Source organism: Exiguobacterium undae DSM 14481 (assembly GCF_000620805.1).
GTDB classification, from domain to species: domain Bacteria; phylum Bacillota; class Bacilli; order Exiguobacteriales; family Exiguobacteriaceae; genus Exiguobacterium_A; species Exiguobacterium_A undae.
Genome location: NZ_KK211187.1, coordinates 722,455 through 744,563 on the forward strand (window position 1 = coordinate 722,455; position 22,109 = coordinate 744,563).

General features: G+C 49.1%; 24 protein-coding genes. 16 read left to right on the top strand and 8 right to left on the bottom strand.

What is annotated here, in order from left to right; genetic code table 11:
- The first annotated feature begins 14 nt into the window (after positions 1–14).
- The 6 genes from P397_RS0104305 (at position 15) to P397_RS0104330 (ending at position 4,557) form a co-directional block, all read left to right on the top strand.
- Entirely contained in the window at positions 15–1,160 is a 1,146-nt protein-coding gene (locus tag P397_RS0104305; protein WP_028105754.1) for a flagellin N-terminal helical domain-containing protein, read from the top strand.
- 507 nt (positions 1,161–1,667) lie between these two features.
- Complete coding sequence (locus P397_RS0104310) at positions 1,668–2,024, top strand: flagellar protein FlaG (RefSeq protein ID WP_028105755.1); 357 nt, start codon at positions 1,668–1,670, stop codon at positions 2,022–2,024.
- 17 nt (positions 2,025–2,041) lie between these two features.
- The gene (fliD, locus tag P397_RS0104315) at positions 2,042–3,616 is read left to right on the top strand and encodes a flagellar filament capping protein FliD (protein ID WP_028105756.1); all 1,575 of its coding nucleotides are present in this window, start codon (positions 2,042–2,044) and stop codon (positions 3,614–3,616) included.
- Between the two features lie 12 nt (positions 3,617–3,628).
- Positions 3,629–4,000 (top strand): flagellar export chaperone FliS, encoded by a 372-nt coding sequence (gene fliS, locus P397_RS0104320; RefSeq protein WP_028105757.1) that lies wholly within the window; start codon positions 3,629–3,631, stop codon positions 3,998–4,000.
- Positions 3,964–4,350, top strand: coding sequence for a hypothetical protein (locus P397_RS0104325; protein ID WP_233550693.1), 387 nt, complete (start codon positions 3,964–3,966; stop codon positions 4,348–4,350). The genes fliS and P397_RS0104325 overlap by 37 nt, the downstream gene beginning before the upstream one ends.
- A gap of 27 nt (positions 4,351–4,377) precedes the next feature.
- Complete coding sequence (locus tag P397_RS0104330) at positions 4,378–4,557, top strand: hypothetical protein (RefSeq protein ID WP_012371303.1); 180 nt, start codon at positions 4,378–4,380, stop codon at positions 4,555–4,557.
- Positions 4,558–4,592: 35 nt separating this feature from the next.
- On the opposite strand, the gene P397_RS0104335 is transcribed toward P397_RS0104330, so the two are convergent.
- The 8 genes from P397_RS0104335 to P397_RS0104370 all read right to left on the bottom strand — a co-directional run bounded on the left by P397_RS0104335 (position 4,593) and on the right by P397_RS0104370 (position 11,669).
- On the bottom strand, positions 4,593–6,347 hold the full coding sequence (locus P397_RS0104335) for a GGDEF domain-containing protein (RefSeq protein ID WP_028105758.1): 1,755 nt from the start codon (positions 6,345–6,347) through the stop codon (positions 4,593–4,595).
- 95 nt (positions 6,348–6,442) lie between these two features.
- Positions 6,443–7,111, bottom strand: coding sequence for a DUF2225 domain-containing protein (locus tag P397_RS0104340; RefSeq protein ID WP_028105759.1), 669 nt, complete (start codon positions 7,109–7,111; stop codon positions 6,443–6,445).
- Between the two features lie 23 nt (positions 7,112–7,134).
- Positions 7,135–7,575, bottom strand: coding sequence for a YaaR family protein (locus P397_RS0104345; protein ID WP_028105760.1), 441 nt, complete (start codon positions 7,573–7,575; stop codon positions 7,135–7,137).
- 18 nt (positions 7,576–7,593) lie between these two features.
- Positions 7,594–8,484 (bottom strand): flagellin N-terminal helical domain-containing protein, encoded by an 891-nt coding sequence (locus P397_RS0104350; RefSeq protein ID WP_028105761.1) that lies wholly within the window; start codon positions 8,482–8,484, stop codon positions 7,594–7,596.
- A complete protein-coding gene (locus P397_RS0104355) occupies positions 8,484–8,876 on the bottom strand; it encodes a flagellar export chaperone FliS (RefSeq protein ID WP_028105762.1) in 393 nt (130 codons plus the stop codon). Before P397_RS0104355 ends, P397_RS0104350 begins: the two co-directional genes overlap by 1 nt.
- Positions 8,873–9,163, bottom strand: a complete 291-nt coding sequence (locus P397_RS0104360; RefSeq protein ID WP_012371297.1) for an EscU/YscU/HrcU family type III secretion system export apparatus switch protein — start codon at positions 9,161–9,163, stop codon at positions 8,873–8,875. Before P397_RS0104360 ends, P397_RS0104355 begins: the two co-directional genes overlap by 4 nt.
- A gap of 9 nt (positions 9,164–9,172) precedes the next feature.
- Positions 9,173–11,068, bottom strand: a complete 1,896-nt coding sequence (locus P397_RS0104365) for a serine/threonine-protein kinase (protein ID WP_028105763.1) — start codon at positions 11,066–11,068, stop codon at positions 9,173–9,175.
- 94 nt (positions 11,069–11,162) lie between these two features.
- A complete protein-coding gene (locus P397_RS0104370; RefSeq protein ID WP_026827557.1) occupies positions 11,163–11,669 on the bottom strand; it encodes a competence protein ComK in 507 nt (168 codons plus the stop codon).
- Between the two features lie 250 nt (positions 11,670–11,919).
- On the opposite strand from P397_RS0104370, the gene P397_RS0104375 reads away from it, so the two are divergent.
- The 10 genes from P397_RS0104375 (at position 11,920) to P397_RS0104420 (ending at position 22,103) form a co-directional block, all read left to right on the top strand.
- Complete coding sequence (locus P397_RS0104375; protein WP_026832145.1) at positions 11,920–12,120, top strand: cold-shock protein; 201 nt, start codon at positions 11,920–11,922, stop codon at positions 12,118–12,120.
- A gap of 282 nt (positions 12,121–12,402) precedes the next feature.
- A complete protein-coding gene (gene hpf, locus P397_RS0104380) occupies positions 12,403–12,966 on the top strand; it encodes a ribosome hibernation-promoting factor, HPF/YfiA family (RefSeq protein WP_026832146.1) in 564 nt (187 codons plus the stop codon).
- Positions 12,967–13,183: 217 nt separating this feature from the next.
- The gene (gene secA / locus P397_RS0104385) at positions 13,184–15,703 is read left to right on the top strand and encodes a preprotein translocase subunit SecA (RefSeq protein ID WP_026832147.1); all 2,520 of its coding nucleotides are present in this window, start codon (positions 13,184–13,186) and stop codon (positions 15,701–15,703) included.
- Between the two features lie 67 nt (positions 15,704–15,770).
- On the top strand, positions 15,771–16,871 hold the full coding sequence (gene prfB, locus P397_RS0104390) for a peptide chain release factor 2 (protein ID WP_028105764.1): 1,101 nt from the start codon (positions 15,771–15,773) through the stop codon (positions 16,869–16,871).
- Positions 16,872–16,940: 69 nt separating this feature from the next.
- Entirely contained in the window at positions 16,941–17,444 is a 504-nt protein-coding gene (locus P397_RS0104395; RefSeq protein ID WP_028105765.1) for a GNAT family N-acetyltransferase, read from the top strand.
- 101 nt (positions 17,445–17,545) lie between these two features.
- Positions 17,546–18,415, top strand: coding sequence for a YitT family protein (locus P397_RS0104400; protein ID WP_026832150.1), 870 nt, complete (start codon positions 17,546–17,548; stop codon positions 18,413–18,415).
- A 109-nt stretch (positions 18,416–18,524) separates the two neighbouring features.
- Positions 18,525–18,896: a cytochrome c551 gene (gene cccB, locus P397_RS0104405; protein WP_026832151.1), complete on the top strand. Its 372-nt coding sequence runs from the start codon at positions 18,525–18,527 to the stop codon at positions 18,894–18,896.
- A gap of 196 nt (positions 18,897–19,092) precedes the next feature.
- A complete protein-coding gene (gene ftsE, locus P397_RS0104410; RefSeq protein WP_012371287.1) occupies positions 19,093–19,779 on the top strand; it encodes a cell division ATP-binding protein FtsE in 687 nt (228 codons plus the stop codon).
- Positions 19,769–20,668 (top strand): permease-like cell division protein FtsX, encoded by a 900-nt coding sequence (gene ftsX / locus P397_RS0104415; protein WP_028105766.1) that lies wholly within the window; start codon positions 19,769–19,771, stop codon positions 20,666–20,668. Before ftsE ends, ftsX begins: the two co-directional genes overlap by 11 nt.
- Positions 20,669–20,708: 40 nt before the next feature.
- Positions 20,709–22,103 (top strand): murein hydrolase activator EnvC family protein, encoded by a 1,395-nt coding sequence (locus P397_RS0104420; protein ID WP_028105767.1) that lies wholly within the window; start codon positions 20,709–20,711, stop codon positions 22,101–22,103.
- Positions 22,104–22,109 lie beyond the last annotated feature (6 nt).

Below are 22,109 nucleotides of genomic sequence, written 5' to 3' on the forward strand. Positions count from 1 at the left end.
GAGGGAAACTTAAAATGATTATCAATCACAACATTACAGCACTTAACACACACAACAAACTTTCGAGCGCTTCTGCGGCTCAAGGTAAATCAATGGAGAAACTCGCTTCAGGTCTTCGCATTAACAAAGCGGGCGACGATGCAGCTGGTCTTGCTATTTCTGAAAAAATGCGCGCGCAGGTTCGTGGGCTTGACCAAGCTTCACGTAATGCACAGGATGGTATCTCACTTATTCAAACAGCTGAAGGTGCATTGAACGAAACACACGATATCCTTCAACGTATGCGTGAACTAGGTGTTCAAGCAAACAACGATACAAACACAAATGATGACTTAGGCGAACTTCAAAAAGAGTTTGATCAACTTTCTGAAGAAATCACTCGTATCGGTAACAAAACAGAGTTCAATACAAAGACGTTGTTAAACGGAAATTTAGGTGTGAAAGCAGACGATGGTACTACTACTATTGCTGAATTAACAGCAGCAGGTATTTCAGCTGATGTTGCAGGAGTTAAATCAGGTTCTACTTTGACATTTACTTTAGATACTACGAACTCAATTAGTGTCTCTGATGGAACGACTACTCAACAAATCAATATCGATCCTACTGATGTTAAAGCAGGACAAACGCTTAACTTTGATAAAATTGGACTGAAATTAAGTTTTGACGCTGATGTTGACTTAGCAACAGGAGTAGCAGGTGGAACATTGAACGGAGAAACAATTACTACAGATGGTAATGGCGTTAAATTCCAAATTGGTGCGAATGAAGACACAGTACTTAATCTTGGTATTAAAGATATGCGTACAACCGCTCTTGGTCAAGGCGCTTCTGGATCAGTTGCTTCTTTAGCAAATGTCAACTTAACATCTGCTGGTGCAGGCTTTGATCAAAACATTAAAGTCATCGACCAAGCTATCAAAGAAGTTTCTGCTGAGCGTTCACAACTGGGTGCAAACCAAAACCGTCTCGAGCACACAATCAACAACCTCAAAACATCTTCTGAAAACCTAACAGCGGCTGAATCACGCGTTCGTGACGTTGATATGGCGAAAGAAATGATGAACCAAACAAAGAATTCGATTCTTGCACAGGCTGCACAAGCAATGTTGGCTCAATCGAATCAAACACCTCAAGGCGTGCTTCAACTCCTTCGGTAATTTGATTCCACCGGGCGTCTGATTGGGTAACTGATCAGAGCATGACTGGGTGAATTGCTGGAACTCCTTAGAGCCTTGATGTACGACAACGTGGCTGGAAACGGCGAGCGTGACCGTTCTGAAAAATATCAAGGATTGGACAATCAGCAGCCAAGCACCTGTAGGGAAACCTTGGTGAAGGTTCAACGACTAGGATAGACGACCTAATGGAAACTTCCGATGGTTATGAAATCCGTACTCCGTAAACGGCGGGGGAAGCGCCCAGCTCCTAGTATACCTAGGATGAAGATATAGTCTTATCATTAGCGAAAGCTAATGCGCGTAGCAAGCGAACCAACAGCCGCAAGGCGTTCTCCAATTACTCCGTTAATCGTAATTGGTCCTATAGCTTACTTAAAGGTCATGGACTTGTTCCATGGCCTTTTTCTATTGAATTTTAAAACAGGTATTACAACTTGTTAGAAGATGCCGATATACTACATAGAGAAGAAAAAGGAGTGTTTGTCCATGAATTCCATCAACACGGAAATTCGGCTTCACCTACCTGAAAATGTGTTGCCTTACGAAGCGACACGGAATGTCTTTGTTGAAGCGAATCAAGAAGATTTGGCGCAAGATGGGATTGTCATCTTGCCGACGCCACAACACATCATGAAGCTCGAAGCGGCTATTGAAAAAGCGAATGTTCAGCTTGAAACGCAACGAACCGGTTTGAAGTTCGTCAAACATGAAAAGCTCAATGAATTTTATATTCAAGTTGTTGATACGAATAACCATGTCGTTCAAGAAATTCCGAGTAAAAAGGAACTGGATTTTTTTGCAGCCTTTATGGAATTTAATCAATTAATCGATAAACGGATTTAACAGAAAGGACTGATTGGATGGCAGGGATACGTCTTAGTGGTCTCGCAAGTGGGATTGACACAGAAACGATGATCAAACAATTGATGCAGGCAGAACGCGCACCGGTTGATCGTCTGTCACAAAAGAAACAAACCTTAACGTGGCAACGGGATGCTTACCGCGAAATGAACCGCGGTTTGCTCGATTTACGGACAGCAGCGAGTGATATGTTGTTATCAAAAAACTATACAACGAAGACAGCAACCAGTTCGGATGCATCGAAAGTCGTTGTGACGACAAGTCCATCCGCAACAGCAGGCAGTGTCACAATCGACAGCGTAACACAACTTGCATCGGCTTCTTCACTTGTCATTTCTCGTAATGCATCATTATCCGGAACTATTTCCAGTCAAACGAAACTTGATGCCAGTGGACTCGTTGGGAAAGATGGTTCCGGGAATATAGAGTTGGAACTAACAACTTTTCAAGAAAATGGAACGGCAGGAATACCGGTGACGATGAAGTTTGATGGAACAGCGACAGTTGGTGACTTGGTTTCAAAAATCAACAATGATAAGTCACTTGGTCTCAGTGCAGTTTTCAATGATATTACTGGAAAATTAGTTTTAACGCGTCAAAATACCGGTAAACTTGCGGCAGATAATGAAATCGTGTGGACTGATAAAAATCAAATCGCTGATACAGCGATTGCGCCCGTTAAAACAACAGTAGCTGGAGAAAATGCGATTTACAGCATCGGTGGAACAGCATTACAACAGAAAACCAACACATTCACCCAAAATGGTCTGACAATCACATTGAACGGGACGTCTACAACTGCGACAACGATTAATACGAAACTCGACACGCAAGCAAACTTTGATTCGATCAAGAAGTTTGTTGATAAATATAATGACTTGATTGACAAAATGAATAAAAAAGTCCGGGAAGAAAAGTACCGTGACTTCCAACCATTAACGGATGCCCAACGCAAAGAATTAAGTGAAGATGAAGTCAAGAAGTGGGAAGAAAAGGCCATCAGTGGTGTTTTGAAAAATGACAGTTTCCTGCGTGACGGGATGACGTCATTCCGTAGTGCCATCTCTGCGAAGGTTGATACAGGGTATTCTTATACTGCCGACTCAAAAACGATTGAACTCAACTACATGTCGCAAATCGGAATCACGACAACCAGTGACTTTCGAGATGGTGGAAAGCTCAAACTTGATGAAACGAAACTGAAGAAGATGCTCGAAGAACAGCCGGAAGGTGTCTATAAGCTATTTACAGCAGATGCTCCGGAACCTGTTAAGAATCCCGATGGTTCAGTTACACGAAATCCAGGTGGACTTGACGGATTTGTACGTCAAATTCAAGGCTTCGCTACAACGATGCGAGATGAAATCTCGAAGGTCGCAGGACTTGATGGTGCTGTCGCGACGACGTACCGTCTCGGTAAATCATTGGCTGATCTCGATAAGAGCATGTTGACATGGGAAGATAAATTAAAAACAAAAGAAGACAGCTATTACCGTCGCTTTGCGGCGATGGAACAGGCGATGAACCAGGCGAACAGCCAATCGGCAACTCTCGCTTCGTACTTAGGACAATAAGGAGGACTTCAGATGGCAAACCCATACGCGACGTACCAGACGAACTCAGTGACCACCGCTTTACCACAAGATTTGACGTTGATGCTGTATGAAGGACTGATCAAGTTCTCGATGCTTTCCAAACGAGCGATTGAACAGAATTTGATTGAACAAAAAAACACGAATATCCAAAAAGCACAGGCCATTATTCTTGAGCTTCAACTGACGCTCAACCAATCGATTGCTTTGTCCAAAGACTTAAATAATTTATACGACTACATGCAAGGTCGTCTGATTGACGCCAACGTCAAAAATGATGTTGTGGCAATTGACGAAGTAATCGGTTTTGCGGAAGAATTCCGTGAGACGTGGAAAGAAGCGATGAAGCTCGCGCGTCAACGATGAGTCCGCTCGATCCGCTCCGTCTGAAGACCAAACATCTGATGGAACTGCTGGAGCAGACGCCGGAGGAAGAGGTCTACGATGAGTGGTTGCTGAAGATTCAGAACTTGTTGAATGAACGGGAAGCGTTTATCGCCGCCCACTCGAACTTACTCGCCGGTGCGAATCAAGCCGTCATTCAGGAGCTTGTCGCCGACAGTCAAAAAATCGACTTGAAATTATCGTCAGAAACCGCTAAATTAGGGGTACAAATCAATCAATTGCGTCAGACGAAAACGAGTCGAAAATCGTATGTTGATCCGTATGAAGAAGTCGAAGGCAGTTTTTCACCGTATTTTGATTCTCGTCAGTAACTTTCTAGCCTTAGGGAGGGATCTCGCGTGACAAAACGTGAAGACAAGAAACGAAAGGTCGTCAAACCATTTTATCGATCTGACGGCTCGTACGATCAGTTCATCGAACCGGATGTCGAGTCGGAATCCTGGGAAGAAGCCGAACGTCCGATTTCTGATTTACCGGATGCCTATGAAGAAGAAAAATATCGACGCGAGTCGTTGTAACGAAAGAGGACCTTCCACCGTGGGAGGTCCTCTTTTCATTTAAACCGATAGGCATTTTTTTCGTGTTGTTTGACGCTGTACATCGCTTCATCGGCCCGGATCAACAGTAAGCTTGTCGTCGTCCCGTCGTCCGGATAACGGGCAATCCCGATCGACGGCGTGACCGACATCGCAGTCCCCTTGAACCAAAACGGCTGATTGAGCTGGTCGATGAGCATTTCGGTATACTGAATCGTCTCCGGCTTCGAGCGGACCAGAAAGACGATGAATTCGTCACCACCGAGCCGTGCTGCGACCTCGTCGTCCCGGAGATGGAGCCGAAGTCGATTGGCTGTTTCTTGAAGGACGTAATCCCCCGCATCATGACCGTACTGGTCGTTGACTTGTTTGAACCCGTCAAGGTCAATAAACAACAATGAGCCGATATCGAGTCGCGTCAGTTGCTTTTCCAGCTGTTCTTCAAAATAGCGTCGGTTTGGAAGTCGCGTCAAAGCATCGTGGTAGCCGAGGCTCTCGAGCCACTGTTCCTGCTCGAGCGTCTCTGTGATATCGGATAAAAGGACATAGACATAGTCATGTTCCGGAACCGGAATTAATGTCGTATCATACGTCAACTTGTCATCCTGTAACAGCAGTTTCCGGCTGGACGTAAGACTTGCGACTTCTTGCCGTAGCTGGTGCAACAACTGATCTGGTAAGTCTTGACCGAACCGCTCGGTTGCCGCCGGATTCATCGCGTGCAACGAACCCGTCCGATTGATTTGCAGAATCGGTTCCGGATGGTCAAGAAACAGACGTCGGTATTCTTCTTTTCGTAACTCGAGCAGTGACGTCTGTTCTTTCACACGGCGGGCGAGATCGATCTCGACGATCTCATGTTCTTGAAACAGTTGTTGATTGCGGCGTTCGGAGAAAAATTGACGAATCAAAAACAATGAAAAGAGGACCGTGATCGCTAAGATGTAGACGATACCGGGTACTTCAAAAAAAGTGATCCAGATCAAGAGCAAGGAGAGACTGATATACGGCAGATAGGGACGTGATAACGTCCGCTGACTGGCGACGACGGGCGGGACGTTTCGGAAATAACCAATCAAGCCGGCTAAACTGATCGGATAAAGCGGTAAAAAGAAGACGGCGATCTCCAGTTGATCGCGGACGAGAAACGTATAGTAGCCGAAGTTCGTCACACAAAACAGGGTGACAGATTGCAGTAACAGACGATGCCGTATCGTGTCCCGTAAGCCAGTTGTATAAAGAATCAAAAATGCGAACAAGAGAGCCAAGAAACAGACGGCATAAACCGTCATCGCCACCAGTTCGAGCGGTGTCCGAGCAAATTCCGGTACATTTTGCAGAATCAGTACATATCCGAAGGCGAACGACATGCCGAATAAGATGAAGCCGTCGAGATACAGCAACCGGTTTTGCCGGAATGACGACCAGTCAATCAGCCGTGCCAAGACGAGGGCGGTCAAAAACAAAAACAGGGTCAACGTCACGTTTGCTAAGGCATCGGACCAGACGGGATGCAAGCGGCTCGGTAACAGCGCTAAGCCGAGGTTCAGGACAATCCCGAGCCAGAACAACAGAATCGCGTGGCCAATCAACCGGTACGGATGCCTCGGTCGCGGTCGGATGAACTGAACATACGCCGACCGAGCGCAGTAACTTAATCCAATCAACGTACTGATCCCGGCGATGACCGGCGTCACAGCCGGATTGAATGTCAAAAACAAGACAGGATAGAGTACGAGTACATACAGACTGATGACAAAGGTTCGGTTCATGCGTTCGCCTCCTTTCTAAAGAATGTCGTACTGTTCTGTTTCGTCAATAAGAGAGAAAACCCCTGTTTCATCTCACACATCGAAGACGAACAGGGTTAGAGGTCGTGCTGTTCCCGGTAGAGTTCCCAGTGTTGCCGGGCGTCCTTTTTTACGCGGTCGGAAACTGTTTTGCTTTGGAAGATGAAACTGTACCATTTGCGGGCATCTGCTGTTCGCTCGAGGACAGCGTACAGGTCGGCAAGTCGTAGTAAAAGCAAATCTTCCGGAATTCCGGTTTCAACCGGATCCGTGTAAGACTCGTACAACGCTTCATACTTCAAGACGGAGCGTTCCATCCAGAGTAACTCTTGCTCATGGTTGCCGAGTAACCGGTAAAGCCAGGCAATCCGTACGCCAAGCATCGCTTGGATGGCGTCTTTTTGCCGGGTGATCTGAGCCGTATAGAGACACAGTTTATAAAGTTGCAGGGCTTGGTCCGCTGTGCGTTCGGTTTCCGCAAACGGTAAGATCGGCAATGTCGGCAAGATATTAGTCGCAAGCGTCTCCCGGACGTCGGGCGGCAACTTGCCGAACGTATCGTGAAACAGGAACCGGCAGTGTGTGCACTGGACCGGCTCATAGTAGTAGACGTTCGATCCCTTGTAATGGATCATTCCGTCACGATCCGTTTTGTCAACCCGGATGTGGCGACTCAAGACCCGTTTCGTCTCCGTTTCTTTGAGACAATAGGGGCAACGGCATTTTTTAAGATAGAGGTCGGGCATCGGGGTGGCTCCTCAAGATGAATTTAGACAAAAACGTTGACGAGCATTCCTTTGATTTCGCCGATTTGATCCAAAATCTCAAGGCGGCGTGATTCGCCGGAAATGACGTTGTCGGTCAGTTGGAGTAGTTTAGCGTCGACCTGTTCGACGACCTTATAGATTTTCGTCCGGCCGCGGCGGTTGAAGCCGCGTTTTTCTTCAATTTGCTGTGATTGATCAAGAGCATCCTTCAGGAAATCCTTGATTTTTTCTTTATAGGCTTCGAGGTGCTCGATGGTCTGACTTTCTGCCAACAGTTGACCGTGCTCTTCGACAAGCATCAGTTTTTGTTGGAGGCGTTCGTAACCTTTATGCTCGCGTTTATCTTGCATCAGAGCCGAAAACGTCGTCGATGCTTCGACTTCACGTGGTCCGGTCTTCGGTGTCTGCAGGCGGCTTGTTTCTTGGATGCGCCGGATGTCCATCGGTGATTCCACCTTTCGTTAGTTGAGTAATTGTAAGACGCCTTGTGGCAAGGCGTTGGCTTGCGCGATCATCGCCATGCCCGATTGATTGAGAATGTTGTACTTCGCATACTCCATCATCTCACGTGCCATATCGGTGTCACGGATTCGTGACTCGGATGCCGTCAGGTTTTCTTTGCTGACGCTGAGGACGGATGACATTGCTTCAAACCGGTTTTGGATTGCTCCGAGTTTTGCCCGTTGTTGGGAAATCGTATCGATCGCTTTCGTGTAAAGGCTGATGGCTTGATCGGCGTCACTGCTTGTCATGACGCTGAGCGCGTATTCCGGTGTGCCGTCGTCACTCGGGAAATCGAGAGGACGGACATTTTCGTTCAGTTGTGTCGTCGAGGCGATGCCGATGTTACGTGCACGCATATCATCGATCGTCAAAGAGATGCCTTCACTCGCACCGGCGTTTGTCTGGATAAAGACAGCATTGTCTTTTCCATATGCACCTGTCAGTAATTTTTTGCCGTTAAACTGCGTCGTTTCGGCAATTCGTGAGACTTCGTTCGTCAGCTGATTGATCTCTTCCTGGATCGCCGTCCGGTCTTCCGTCGCGAGTGTTCCGTTACCGGCTTGAACAGCCAGTTCCCGCATCCGTTGCAGGAGGCTGTGGGTTTCGCTGAGTCCGCCTTCGACCGTCTGAACCATCGAGATACCGTCAAGGACGTTTTGTTCCGCTTTATCAAGCGCTTTAAGACGGTTGCGCATCTTTTCAGAAATCGCGAGACCCGCCGCATCATCGGCACCGCGGTTGATTTTTTGACCGCTCGACAGTTTATCCATCGTCGTCTTGACGTTGAGCTGATTGGCGCTTAAGTTTCGATAGGCTTTTAGAGCCTGTACATTGTTTGAAATCCGCATTAATAGTCCATCCCTTCATAACGCTCATGGTGTGCCGCCCGAACGAGGGGACGGTCTTTCTTCAGACTGGCTGCTTGCCAGGTGACGAGCAATTCTTCTGTCAGTTGCAACAATTCTTCCAAGCGTGCTGGCTCGATGTAGGCCTGTAACGTCTGTTCGGCTAAGTAATAATACAGTTGATCGAGTTGCGCTGTGATGATGCCGCCTTCGTCGTTCAGTCCGGCCTGCAGTTTCTCAAGCAGTTGGTAAGCTTTTTGCAGACGGCTGTTGACGGCATCGAACCGTCGTTCGTCACGACTGAGGATTGCCTGTTCATATTGCAGGACAAGTCCTTTTAACATCGTCTCCGTCAATTGTTGCGGTGTCATCTGGTACAGTTCTTGTTCGGTCATGAGTTCCGTCCTTTCGCGTGATCCAGTTCTTCAATCAACAGTAACAGTTCCGCCATCACGTCATAGAGTTGCGGGGGAATCGCCGTTCCGAGGTCGAGGTCGAGCAGGTGACCGAGCAGTGACGTGTCTTGTTCGATTGCGACGCCGCTTGCCCGGGCTTCCTGTAAAATTCGGTCGGCTGCGGCACCGGTCGCCCGGGCGACGACGATCGGCGCATTGCCGGACGCTTCATCGTACCGGAGGACGGCCGCTGATTTGCGATGTTTTAAATCAATTTTCTGATACATGGCTCCTCCTTAAATCCGGTAATCGTAACCGGTTGGGGTCTCATCCGGTTTGACGGCTGTTGGGGTGGTCTGTTCCTTCGTAAAGGCGTCAAACCGAATCTTGACGTCCTGGTAACCCGTCGCCTGCAAGGCATCGGTCGTCCGTTCGAGGAACGGTGTCGCTAGACGCTCGAGGAGCGGGAAATCATTTTCAATCGTAATCTGCATCTTCCGGTTAACAGTCTCGACACGAACGCCGATGTCCCCGAGTCGTGGGGTCTCGAGCTGGACATACAACGTGTTGTTTTCCCAGTCGATCACTTCATCCGGTCGCTTATTTTGTAAGTGGACATGCAGTCCGGCTGTCCCTTCGACGAGTTGAACGGGCAGGGCGAGCAACAGTTGTTGCAGTTGCTGGTTGTTGTCCGGTTTATTGACCTGTTGCTGCGTCGTCAGGAACGTCTGCAGTTTGGTGGCTTCCGGGTTGGCAGCCGGTGTCGCAAGTTTTAATTCAGCCGTCTGCAGCTGAAGCGTTTTTTGGACGGTCTCCTGTAAAACACGGGGACTGTTTTGTCCCGGCTCATACGGAATCGGTCGTTGAGATGCTGGTGCTTGAGTTGGCGCCGGAGTCGTATTCGCGACGACAGGACGCGGCATCGTATTCAATTCCGGCAAATAGGCGGTCCGGACATTGGTCGGAGCGAAGCGGAAGGCTTCCAGTGCTTGGAGGACGTCTTGGACGACGGCCTTTGCTTCCGCACCGCGTCCGAGAAACGCCAGTTCCGTTCCCCGTTCCAGTTTCGATAACAGTTGAATCAATTGTTTTTCATCGCGCATGCTCGTATGTAACATCGCATCGGTCTGTTGGAACGTCTGACGCAGCCGGTTCGCGGTGCTTTCGATGACTTGCGCCATCTGGAGCGGCCGTTCCTCGATCAGCGGTTCGATTTGACGCAGTTGCGAGACAATCGTCCGCTGCTGGCTCCGGAAATCATTTGTCACTTCGGCGAGCCGTGGTGTCACCTCGGCGATGACCGTCAGATTTGAGCGAACGGGTGGAGCAAGCGGTGCCGCTTTTTCTGAAACCGGCTGCTGGGCTTGGGTGATGACGGCGGTCAATTGATCGAGTTTGCTTGGCGCCGGTCGTTCCGCAAGCACCGGGCGTTCACTCGGAAAATAAGTCCGCAGTTGTTCGCGCACTTGCGTCAGTTCGCCGCGGTCGATCCGGGCGAGAATGTCCGGTTGGACGTCCGGTGGTAAGTGTGCCGCGATTTGCCGAAGGGCAACCGGTGTCGCCTGATCGATGTCACGGTGCGTCGGCAGCGTCACCCGGGCGACGTCAAGTGCGATGACGTTGCTGAGCGTCGGTTTCTCGAGGACGGCCTGGCGCTCTGGTAAGACGTCGACCAACGAATCGGTCGAGCCGAGCAACTGGGCAATCAAGGCATCGGCTTCTGCCGGTAAGGCACTGTCGGACGGCCGCGTCACGAGTTGCAGGACCAAATCCTTGTATGTGCCTTGGAGTGCAGCGACGAGCTTGGCGACCGTCTCCGGGGTCTGAGGCAGTTGACCGGTCGCGAGCAACCGGGCGACGGCCTGTTTCAGTTCCGGCGGGAGTTCGTCGAGTAAGGTCGCATCGACACCAGACGAATCGGGTTTGACCGGACCGGTCGGCGGGACGTCTGCTTGGTCGGTGATCTGTTCAATCAGATAACCTTCCGCTGTCTGGCCTTTGACCTTAAATTGAAAGGTGCCTTCCGGAACTTCACCCGTGAAGGTCATCTCGACTTTCTCGCGACCGACCTGGACGAGTGCCGTGTTCGGACCGGTCTTTTCAAGGACGGTGCCGCTGTAGGTTTTTGTCTCCGACAAGGCGGTCGGGGCAGCCGAACGGGTCGGACTGGTTGGATTCATCTGGATATTCATCGATGAACCTCCTTTCTTGATAAATTCTTCATCTTATTATATATCGGCACAAACAAAAAAGGATTGAGCGAATTCATCGCCCAACCCATTTTTTTTACGATTTGATTGCATTAAAGCGGTCCTCTAATGTCATCGCGTTCAATTGCTGGTAACGAGCCATCAGCTCGCCGGTTGCTTTCATTTGGTTGCGGACGATGTAAGGAGAGGCGTTTACGGGAAGGATCATGCCGTTACGAGTTTTGAGTTTAGTCTGTCCGTCTTCCTCGATGACTTCGGACATGTGACTCCAGGCATACCACTCGCAATCATCACGTTTTGGTGATTTGGTAGGGAAAAAGACAAGACCGAGTGTCGGTTCGATGACGACCGGAACTTTTCCTTTCACGGAAGCGACACGTTTAGCGGTGACAATCCGTTCCTCGATGGAACTGTTGTACTGTCTGCAAGACAACTGCAGGAGTTGATACGGACGAAGCGGCGTCATGATCGTTGACCCGTCTTCTAAGACGATGATGGATTGTTTCATCATGTCATAACAGGGCAAAATCGCAACGGTCCGTTTCGTGATTCGATACTTTTCGTCATTATGGAATGGTCGCATTCGACTGCATCCTCCTTAGATAGGACAATGGATAAAATAGGTAATTACTAACGATATAATACAATACTACACCTGTAATGACAATGTAATTTTTTGAAATATAGAGCAATAAGTGGCTTCGTTCGGTTTGATTTGATATTGAATTCAAATTAATCAGAATTTTTAATTGTCAATAATTGCTTCTTTTGCTAGTATAGACGGTAGAGAGCTTGCTCTCGCTATCCAGTTTGCGAAGGGAACGTGAATTCGAATGGAACAAGGTAAAGTAAAATGGTTCAATGCTGAAAAAGGTTACGGCTTCATCGAGACATCAGATGCAAAAGACGTCTTCGTCCACTTCTCAGCGATTCAAGCAGAAGGTTACAAATCACTTGAAGAAGGCGAAGAAGTAGAATTCGAGATCGTCGAAGGCGATCGTGGTCCTCAAGCAGCAAACGTCTCGAAACTGTAATCCCGTTAGCAGCCACCACCGTTTTTAGGAATCCCCTAAAAGCGGTTTTTTTGTTTCATCTCAATTTGTTAAGGGTATATACGCTAATATCAACATGCAACAACTATTATAGTACGCTAGGAATCAAGGGAGATGTTCAACAGAATGTCATCGTTTTCATTTCCTTGAAGGGCTTATCGTGGTATAATAATTACGAACCAAAGAATTTGCAATTTTCAGAAGGAAACGACTGAAGAGATGACGAATTCATAGGTTCAACCGGTTACTTAAGGAGGAGTTTACATGATCTACAACATTCGCGGTGAAAACTTGGACGTCACAGATGCTCTCAAGGATTACGTCGAGAAAAAGCTTGAAAAGTTAACTCGTTATTTTACAACTCCTACGGAAGCGCAAACGGCTTATGTCAATCTCAAAGTCAACAATGAGAAACAAAAAGTCGAAGTGACGATTCCAATGCCAAACCTCTTGCTTCGCGCAGAGGATGTCAATGGCGACATGTACGCAGCAATCGACCTCGTCGTCGATAAGCTCGAACGTCAAATCCGGAAACACAAAACGAAGATCAACCGGAGAGGCCGTGCCAAAGACGGCGGTATTGGGGAGTACTTCAAAACGCTCGAGGGACCGGAGGCAGACGCACCTGTCTACGAAGAGGATGAAGCGGAACTCGAACTCGTTCGAACAAAACGTTTCACACTTAAGCCGATGGACACAGAAGAAGCGATTCTTCAAATGGACATGCTCGGTCACACGTTCTTCGTCTTCTCAGACGCAGAAACGGGTAACACGAACGTCGTCTACCGTCGGAAAGATGGTCGTTACGGCTTGATTGAACCAGAATAATGAATCTACAGGGGACTCGTTCTACGGAACGGGTCCCCTTTTGGTATGCTAAAAAACTATATATCGATAGAGGGTATGTCCGTCTAAAGTTGGATTTCAGAGGAAGCAGTCGGTCCGCTTGTTGAAATTTGACGGCGTATTCGGTACACTGAATAAAGGAAAAATCTCGGAATTCTGTTCGTTTTAAGAATCGTTCGAAGTAAGGGGACTGTAAGGCATGGCTAATTTTCTAAAAGAGTTATTCGCACCGACAAAACGTGTGCTGAAAAAAGCAGAGAAAGCGGCAGATGCCGTTGAATCATTTGAGGCCCAAGTAGGAGCCTTATCCGATCAAGAATTAGAAGGAAAAGCGGTCGAATTCCGAACGCGTCTTGAGAATGGCGAAGACCTCGATGATATCTTGCCGGAAGCGTTCGCCGTCTGTCGTGAAGTATCGACACGTGTCTTAGGCATGCGTCATTACCGTGTCCAGTTAATCGGTGGATACGTGCTGCATAACGGTGATATCGCCGAAATGAAAACCGGGGAAGGGAAAACGCTTGTTGCGACGCTTCCCGTCTATTTGAATGCCCTCGCCGGAAACGGTGTCCACGTCATCACCGTCAACGAATACTTGGCGAAACGTGACCGTGACATCATGGAGCCGCTCTACGCGGCACTCGGTCTGTCAGTCGGCTTGAACCTCTCGAGCATGTCGCGTCAAGAAAAACAAGCAGCGTACAGCTGTGACATCACGTACGGAACAAACAACGAGTTTGGATTCGATTACCTGCGTGACAACATGGTGCTCTATAAAGAAGACCGTGTCCAACGTCCGCTTTCCTTTGCCGTCGTCGATGAAGTCGACTCAATCCTTGTCGATGAAGCACGGACGCCGCTGATCATTTCGGGATCTGCCGAAAAATCAACGTCGCTGTACTCGCAGGCAGATATGTTTGCGAAGATGATGAAGGCGGATGAAGACTATACGGTCGACATCAAGACGAAAAGTGTCCTGTTGACGGAACAAGGAATCGATCGCGCTGAGAAATATTTCGGCATCGACAACTTGTTTGGTCTCGAGCATATCGCACTCAACCACCACTTGAGCCTTGCGCTCCGTGCCAACTCCGTCATGCACCGTGACGTCGACTACATGATTCGGGAAGACGAAGTCATGATCATCGACCAATTCACGGGACGTGTCATGGAAGGCCGCCGTTACTCGGAAGGGCTGCACCAAGCGATCGAAGCAAAAGAAGGCGTCGAGATTCAACGCGAATCGATGACACTTGCGACGATCACGTATCAAAACTTCTTCCGGATGTACACGAAACTGGCCGGTATGACCGGGACAGCGAAAACCGAGGAAGAAGAATTCCGTAACATCTACAACATGCACGTCGTACCGGTACCGACAAACAAACCGATCGTTCGGGACGACCAGCCGGACTTGATCTTCAAGACGATGAACGGCAAGTTTGCTGCGGTCGCGGACGAAATCGAACGCGCTCACCGCGAAGGTCAACCGGTTCTCGTCGGGACGGTTGCCGTCGAGACGTCGGAGTTGCTCAGCAGCATCCTCAAGAAACGCGGCATCCGCCACGAAGTCTTGAACGCGAAGAACCATGCGCGGGAAGCAGAAATCATCGAGAACGCGGGACAACCGAACGCAGTGACGATCGCGACGAACATGGCCGGTCGTGGTACCGACATCAAGCTCGGACAAGGCGTCATTGAAAAGGGTGGTCTCTACATCCTCGGAACGGAACGTCACGAATCACGCCGGATCGACAATCAGCTTCGTGGTCGGGCAGGACGTCAAGGAGACCCGGGTGCGTCCCAGTTCTACTTGTCACTCGAAGATGAACTGATGCGTCGTTTCGGATCGGATTCCCTGCAATCGATGATGGACCGTCTTGGAATGGACGATTCTCAACCAATCGAAAGCCGGATGGTTTCACGTGCTGTCGAGTCGGCCCAAAAACGGGTCGAAGGAAATAACTTTGATGCGCGGAAACAAGTTCTCGGCTACGATAACGTCATGGCTGATCAACGGAAAGTCATGTACGCGGACCGGGCAGCGATTCTTGACGCGCAGTCGGTTTCCGACATCGTGCGTCCAATGATGATTCAGACGATCGAATCTGGTGTCCATCAGTACACACCAGTCGAGTTCGTACCGGAAGAGTGGAGCATCGGTGCACTTGCCGATTGGGCCAACCAAACGCTTGCGATCGAAGAAAAAGTGTCGGAGCAGGACTTGTTCGGTAAAGAACGCGAAGAAATCATCGAACTCTTGCAAGAACGTGCCTTTGCCCACTATGAGCACAAACGCTCAGAAGTGCCGGCAGAAGCGTTCGACGAGTTTGAGAAGGTCATCGTGCTCCGTGCGGTCGATCAGCACTGGATGAACCATATCGATCAAATGGATCAACTGCGCGAAGGGATTCACTTACGTGCTTACGGTCAAAACGACCCGCTCCGTGAATACCAGTCGGAAGGTTCGATGATGTTTGATACGATGAACGCGGCGATTGCAGAAGAAGTGACGCAATTCGTCCTCCGGGCGGATCTTGATCCGAACCTGAAACGCGAAAAAGTCGTCAAAGACGAAGTCGCCGTTTCCGGAAAAGAAGACAAGGTCGTCAAAAAGGCGCCGGTCCGGAAAAATCCAAATGAACAAATCGGACGCAACGATCCTTGTTGGTGCGGATCCGGTAAAAAATATAAGAACTGTCACGGCCGTCAGGCATAAGTGACGAAGCGGCTGAAAGAGGCGGGAGATTCCTGCCTCTTTTGACGGAAAGAGAAGGTGGAACACAATGGAATTAGCAGAAATACGCAATACCGCCGAGTGGATGGAAAAGAAGCTCGATGAATACAAAGCATCACTTGATCTTGAGACGAAGATTTCACGGATCGAAGAGCTTGAAAACGAGATGACATATCCGGACTTCTGGAACAATCAGGAGTCGGCGCAAAAAGTCATCGATGAGTCGAACGGTCTCAAAGCGATGGTCGATAAATACCAACACCTCGCAGACGGCCACGAAAACATCGTCTTAACGTATGAATTGATCAAAGAAGAACCAGACGTCGAGTTGCAGGAAGAACTCGAGTCGGAGCTCGGCGACATCAAACGGAAGTTTGACGAGTTTGAATTACAGATTCTGTTGAACGGCGAGTACGATGCCAACAACGCAATCCTCGAATTACACCCGGGAGCCGGCGGAACCGAGTCACAAGACTGGGCGTCGATGTTGCTTCGGATGTACCAACGTTTCTGCGACAAGCAGGGCTGGAAAGTCGAAACGATGGACTATCAGCCGGGCGACGAAGCCGGCGTCAAATCGGTCACGCTGCGGATCCAGGGGCACAATGCCTATGGGTACTTAAAAGCAGAAAAAGGGATTCACCGTCTCGTCCGGATCTCGCCGTTTGATTCGTCAGGCCGCCGCCACACGTCATTCGTTTCATGTGACGTCATGCCGGAATTCAACGATGACATCGACATCGACATCCGGACGGAAGACTTGCGTGTCGATACGTACCGTGCGTCTGGTGCCGGTGGACAGCACATCAATACGACAGACTCTGCCGTTCGGATCACGCACGTGCCGACAGGCGTTGTCGTTTCATGTCAGCAGGAACGGTCGCAAATCAAGAACCGTGAAGCGGCGATGAAGATGTTGAAAGCAAAACTGTACCAACGCGAAATCGAAGAGAAACAAAAGAAACTCGACGAAATACGCGGCGAAAAATCAGACATCGCCTGGGGCAGCCAAATTCGTTCATACGTCTTCCACCCATACAGCATGGTCAAGGATCACCGGACGAACTACGAAGTCGGGAATACGCAAGGTGCAATGGATGGAGACATCATGGGCTTCATCGATGCGTATCTCCGTTTGATGAATATGTAATCTGTCACGATACCGTCGGCCTATGTGTCGGCGGTTTTTTTCTACCAATCGATCCAGGAGGCGAAACAGATGCAGATTCGTACAGAAATATTCAAGGATGCCGCCGGAATTCGGACGGTCCACCAAGCCGCATTCGGACAAGCGACGGAAGCCGATCTCGTCGACGCCTTGCGCGAAGATGAGGCATCCTTGCCGCACTACAGCCGTGTCGCCGTGACGGACAAGGGGGAAATCGTCGGTCATGTCTTACTGAGCCGTGTGTTCATCGAAGACATTCCGTCGCTTGCCTTGGCACCGGTCGGCGTCAAACCGTTCTGGCAACGAAAAGGCATCGGGTCGGAATTGATCCGTCAAGTGATTGAAGATGCCCGGGAAGCGGGCGAGTCGCATATCATCGTGCTCGGCCATGACAGCTATTATCCGCAGTTCGGATTTGAACGCGCTGTCGATTACGGCATCGAAGCCCCGTTCCCGGTGCCGACGGACGTGTTTCTCGTCATGCCGCTCGAACGCCAAGCCCTAAAGGGAATCAGTGGGACGGTTCGTTATTCCAAACCCTTTAGTACGGTATAAGAGGACCACTGCGAGTTGCTCAGCCCTTCTAGTCGCTTCCCGGCTTTTCCGCTAAAATGAAAAACGGGTTGTAGAACTTAAGTAAGGGGACATGTAACGTTATGACATCAACACGTCAGGAAGTCGTTCGCGACTATATTTATTTATTACTCGGTTCATTGTTCGTCGCCAGTGCCTTCAGTTTATTTTTGGCACCAAACCAATTGGCATCTGGAGGCGTCAGTGGGCTCTCAATCGTCTTAAACGATTTGTTTGGCATCTCACCCGGCTTGTTTCAGCTGATTGCAAACGTCGTGTTGCTTGCGATCGGTTGGATGATTCTCGGGATGGGGTTTGGCGTCAAGTCGCTCGTCGGCTCGATCTTTTTACCGGTCGTCATTTTAGTCTATGAACGGTTTGAGGTACCGGCAGCGACGATGAATCCGATGCTTGCCGCGATTTTCGGCGGAGCCGGAGTCGGAATCGGATTAGGATTAATTTTTAAAGCCCGCGCCTCGACCGGCGGGATGGACTTGATCGCCCAACTGCTGCACCGGTTCACGAAGTTACCGCTTCACCTTTGTATCGCGTTGCTCGACGGGACGATCGTCATCAGTGCTGCCGTCATCTTTTCACTCGAAATCGGCTTGTATGCGCTCGTTGCCTTGTTCATCACGATCAAGATGATCGATATCGTCCAGCTCGGAATCACGAACGACAAGCTCGCCTATATCATCTCGGATCAACGGGAAGCCCTCGTCAAAGAGATCTTCCAGACGCTTGACCGGGGAGCGACGGAAATCGAAGCGGCGGGTGCCTTCACCCGGACCCGGAAACCGATGTTGATGGTCGTCGTCCGGCAGGGAGAGATCACGACGTTAAAAGAAATTGTTAAACACATCGATCCGACGGCGTTTCTTGTTGTCAGCGAAGCCCATGAAGTACTGGGACTCGGTTTTTCCGACGACAAACGTTACCGGAATGTACCGTAACTGTTTGGAAAAGATGAAGTTTTTGTGAAATCATGCTTAAAAAGTCTGGATAACGGTTATACTCTAATAAATAACGACGCAGCTTGTTACTTATAAGGGGGACATACGGATGAAGCTCAAAAATCTTTTACTTGCGGCAGGACTTGGCGCAACGCTTGTACTCGGGGCATGCGGAAGCGATGACAGTTCGTCTGATACATCGTCAGATACGACGAAAGAAGAATCAACAATGAACGATGATTCGTCGAAAACAGAAACAGCGGTGGATGCGGAAAAAATCTTCGCTAACAACTGTGCTTCTTGTCACGGGAACAATCTGGAAGGAAACGTTGGTCCGAACTTAACGAAAGTCGGAGCGAAGTTATCGTCAGAAGAGATTCAAGAAATCATTAAAAACGGTAAAGGACAAATGCCAGCAGGCATCCTGAAAGACGATAAAGAAATCGTTGCCGTCGCTGATTGGTTGGCTGAGAAAAAATAATTATGTGATAATATGGGGCTAGAGATGACGGACATGACAAGTGTTCGTCATCACTGGTCCCTTTTTTCCTTTAAAACCGCCGGAAATGACATTTGATTGTAATGTGCACCGTTTTTTTTGCCTGTTATAATGGGATTCGATAGGCGTTAAGACCTATCTGATCACCAACCAGTAATCAAGTAAGGATGTGAAGTAAGTGATCAAGATGCAACAAGTCAGCAAAATCTATCCGAATGGTGTCACGGCACTTCGTGAAGTGAACCTGACGATCAATCAAGGCGAATTCGTCTATATCGTTGGTCCGTCTGGAGCTGGGAAATCGACATTCATGAAAATGATGTACCGCGAAGAACGACCGACAAGCGGTTCATTTTTATTTAAAGGAATTGAAGTCGGCAAGCTGAAAAATCGGCAAATCCCCGAACTTCGTCGCCAAATCGGCGTCATCTTCCAAGATTTTAAACTCCTCCCGTCATTGACGGTTTATGAAAATGTAGCCTTTGCCCTCGAAGTCGTCGGTGAAGACAAATCACAGATCCGGAAAAAAGTGCTTGAGGTATTGGACTTAGTCAAACTGAAGCATAAAGAACGGAACTATCCTGATGAATTATCCGGCGGAGAACAACAGCGGATCTCGATCGCGAGAGCCATTGTCAACCGTCCGTCACTCGTCATCGCCGATGAGCCGACTGGAAACCTCGACCCGGATACAGCATGGGAGATCATGGAAGTGTTCGAAGAAATTTATCGCCGTGGGACAACGGTCGTAATGGCGACCCACAATCGAGATATCGTCAACAAGATGCGTCACCGCGTCCTTGCGATTGACGGTGGAAAAATCGTCCGTGACGAAGAGAAAGGAATGTACGGCTATGAAGTTTAATGGATTCCGTCATTTACGGGAAGGGGCAAAAGGTCTCGTCCGAAACGGCTGGATGACATTTGCTTCCGTCAGTGCTGTTACCGTGACCTTGTTACTCGTAGGAATTTTTGCAATGGTCATGTTCAACGTCAACAAGATTTCCGATAACGTCGAAAAAGACGTCGAAATTCAAGTGTTCGTCGAACGTGAATCCGATCAGGCAAAGATCGACTCAGTTGGAGAAAAGTTAAAGCAGATGCCGGGCATCGAGTCTGTGCGTTATAGCTCAAAAGAAGAAGAACTGGATCGCTTCAAGGAACAGCTTGGCGAAGGATCACAAGCGTACCAGTCGGTTGAGAAAGACAACCCGCTTCATGACCGCTACATCGTCAAAGCAACTTCACCAAATGAGACAGAAACTATTGCAAATACAGTCAAAAAAATGGAAAATATAGATAGCGTCGAATATGGTGAAGATTATGTTGAAAAGATGTTCAACTTCCTTGAAGGGGTTCGGATCGGCGGAATCATCCTGATTGTCGGTTTGACATTCATGGCGATGTTCCTGATTTCGAATACAATCAAGGTAACGATTTTCTCACGCCGTCGTGAAATCGAGATCATGCGACTCGTCGGTGCGAAAAACGGCTTCATCCGGGCACCGTTCTTTATTGAAGGGCTCTTGATGGGGATACTCGGGGCGTTGATTCCGATTGCCGTCGTCTACTTCGGATATGAAGTGACTTACAACGCGCTTCAGCCACAGCTTGTCTCGCTGAATGCGTCGATCTTCACCTTGATTCCACCAGGTGAGCTGTCCGTGCAAGTCGCACTGATTCTGCTCGCATTAGGTGCCTTCATCGGTGTCTGGGGATCAACGACGTCACTCGGTCGATTCTTGAAGATTTAAGGAAAACAACCAAATAAAAGATAGAGGAGAGATGCTTCTCATGAAGGTCCGATTCTGTTCTGCCGTCCTAAGCTTGGCATTAATAGGTTCAAGTGTATCCGTTCACGCAACGTCCAAGGAAGATTTGTTGAAGGAACAACAGGAGGTCGAGTCCCGTCTGCAAGAGACGGAGCGATCACAGAATCAGACATCTGAGAAGTTAATCTTGACGAAACAGGAGCGCAAGGAAGCACAGGCGCGCCTCGATGAAGTCAACAGCCGTTTGGATGATTTAGCGAGTCAGATTGCAGATCAACAGACGGCTGTTTCTGTCGCTAAACAGGAACTGGCCATCGTGACGCGAGCCGTGGATCAGACGACATTCAAGCTCCACGCGCAAGAACAAAAGATTGGTGATCGTCTGCGGTCGGTTCAACGGGACGGGGATGTCAAATACATCGAAGTCCTGCTCGATTCCAAAGATTTTGGTGATTTGATCTCCCGATTCAGTACGGTTCGGGAAATCATCAAACAAGATGACGGGGTCTTGAATGCCTATCAAGAAAACGTCAAACAATTGTCGGAGCAAAAAGCCGAACAAGAACTGGTACTCGGCCAATTGAAAAAGGAACAGCGGAAGCTGTTGATCTTACAGACCCGGATCATTGCCGAGTCCGATATCAAACGGACGCTCGTCGTTCAATTGAATCGTCAAGTCAAACAATTACAGCAGGAACAGTTTACGAAAGCCGAAGAAGCAGAGATTCTTGCGGATCAAAAACGATTGATCAGTCAACAACTCAGTGATCTGCGAGCCGCCGAATTACGAGCCAAGCAACAAGCCAAGGAACGGGCGGCAGCTGCAGCGGCAGCCGAAAAAGCGGCCCAGGAACAAATGGCCCGGGACGCAGCGCGAGCTGCAGCGGCGAAATCAGATGCGGCGAAATCAGACGCAGCCAAGTCCAAGCAGACAGAAGAACCGCTTCCGGTACCGGAAGCGACGACGGAAGCATCTGTTTCCAGTGATGCTGGTGAAGTTGGAGCGAAACCGTTCCAATTGCCGGTCACCGGGTATGTCTCGTCCCCGTTCGGTCCCCGTAATAATCCGTTGACCGGGAAGCCGGAGCTTCATACCGGCATCGATCTCGTCAACGCCAAAGGGACACCGATTAAAGCGGCAGCCGGAGGGATCGTCCTTCGCGCAGGTAGTGCGACCGGTTACGGGAACGTCGTCATGGTGACACACTTGATCGACGGGAAAGTCTGGACGACGGTTTATGCCCATTTGGATTCAATCGCTGTCTCAGCCGGTCAAACGGTGATGCCGGGTGAAACCGTCGGGACACTGGGCTCAACCGGATGGTCGACCGGACCACATCTACACTTTGAACTTCATCAAGGTGAATGGGCGGTCGGACAACCGAATGCGGTAGATCCTGCCCCATACATCTTGTAACTTCAA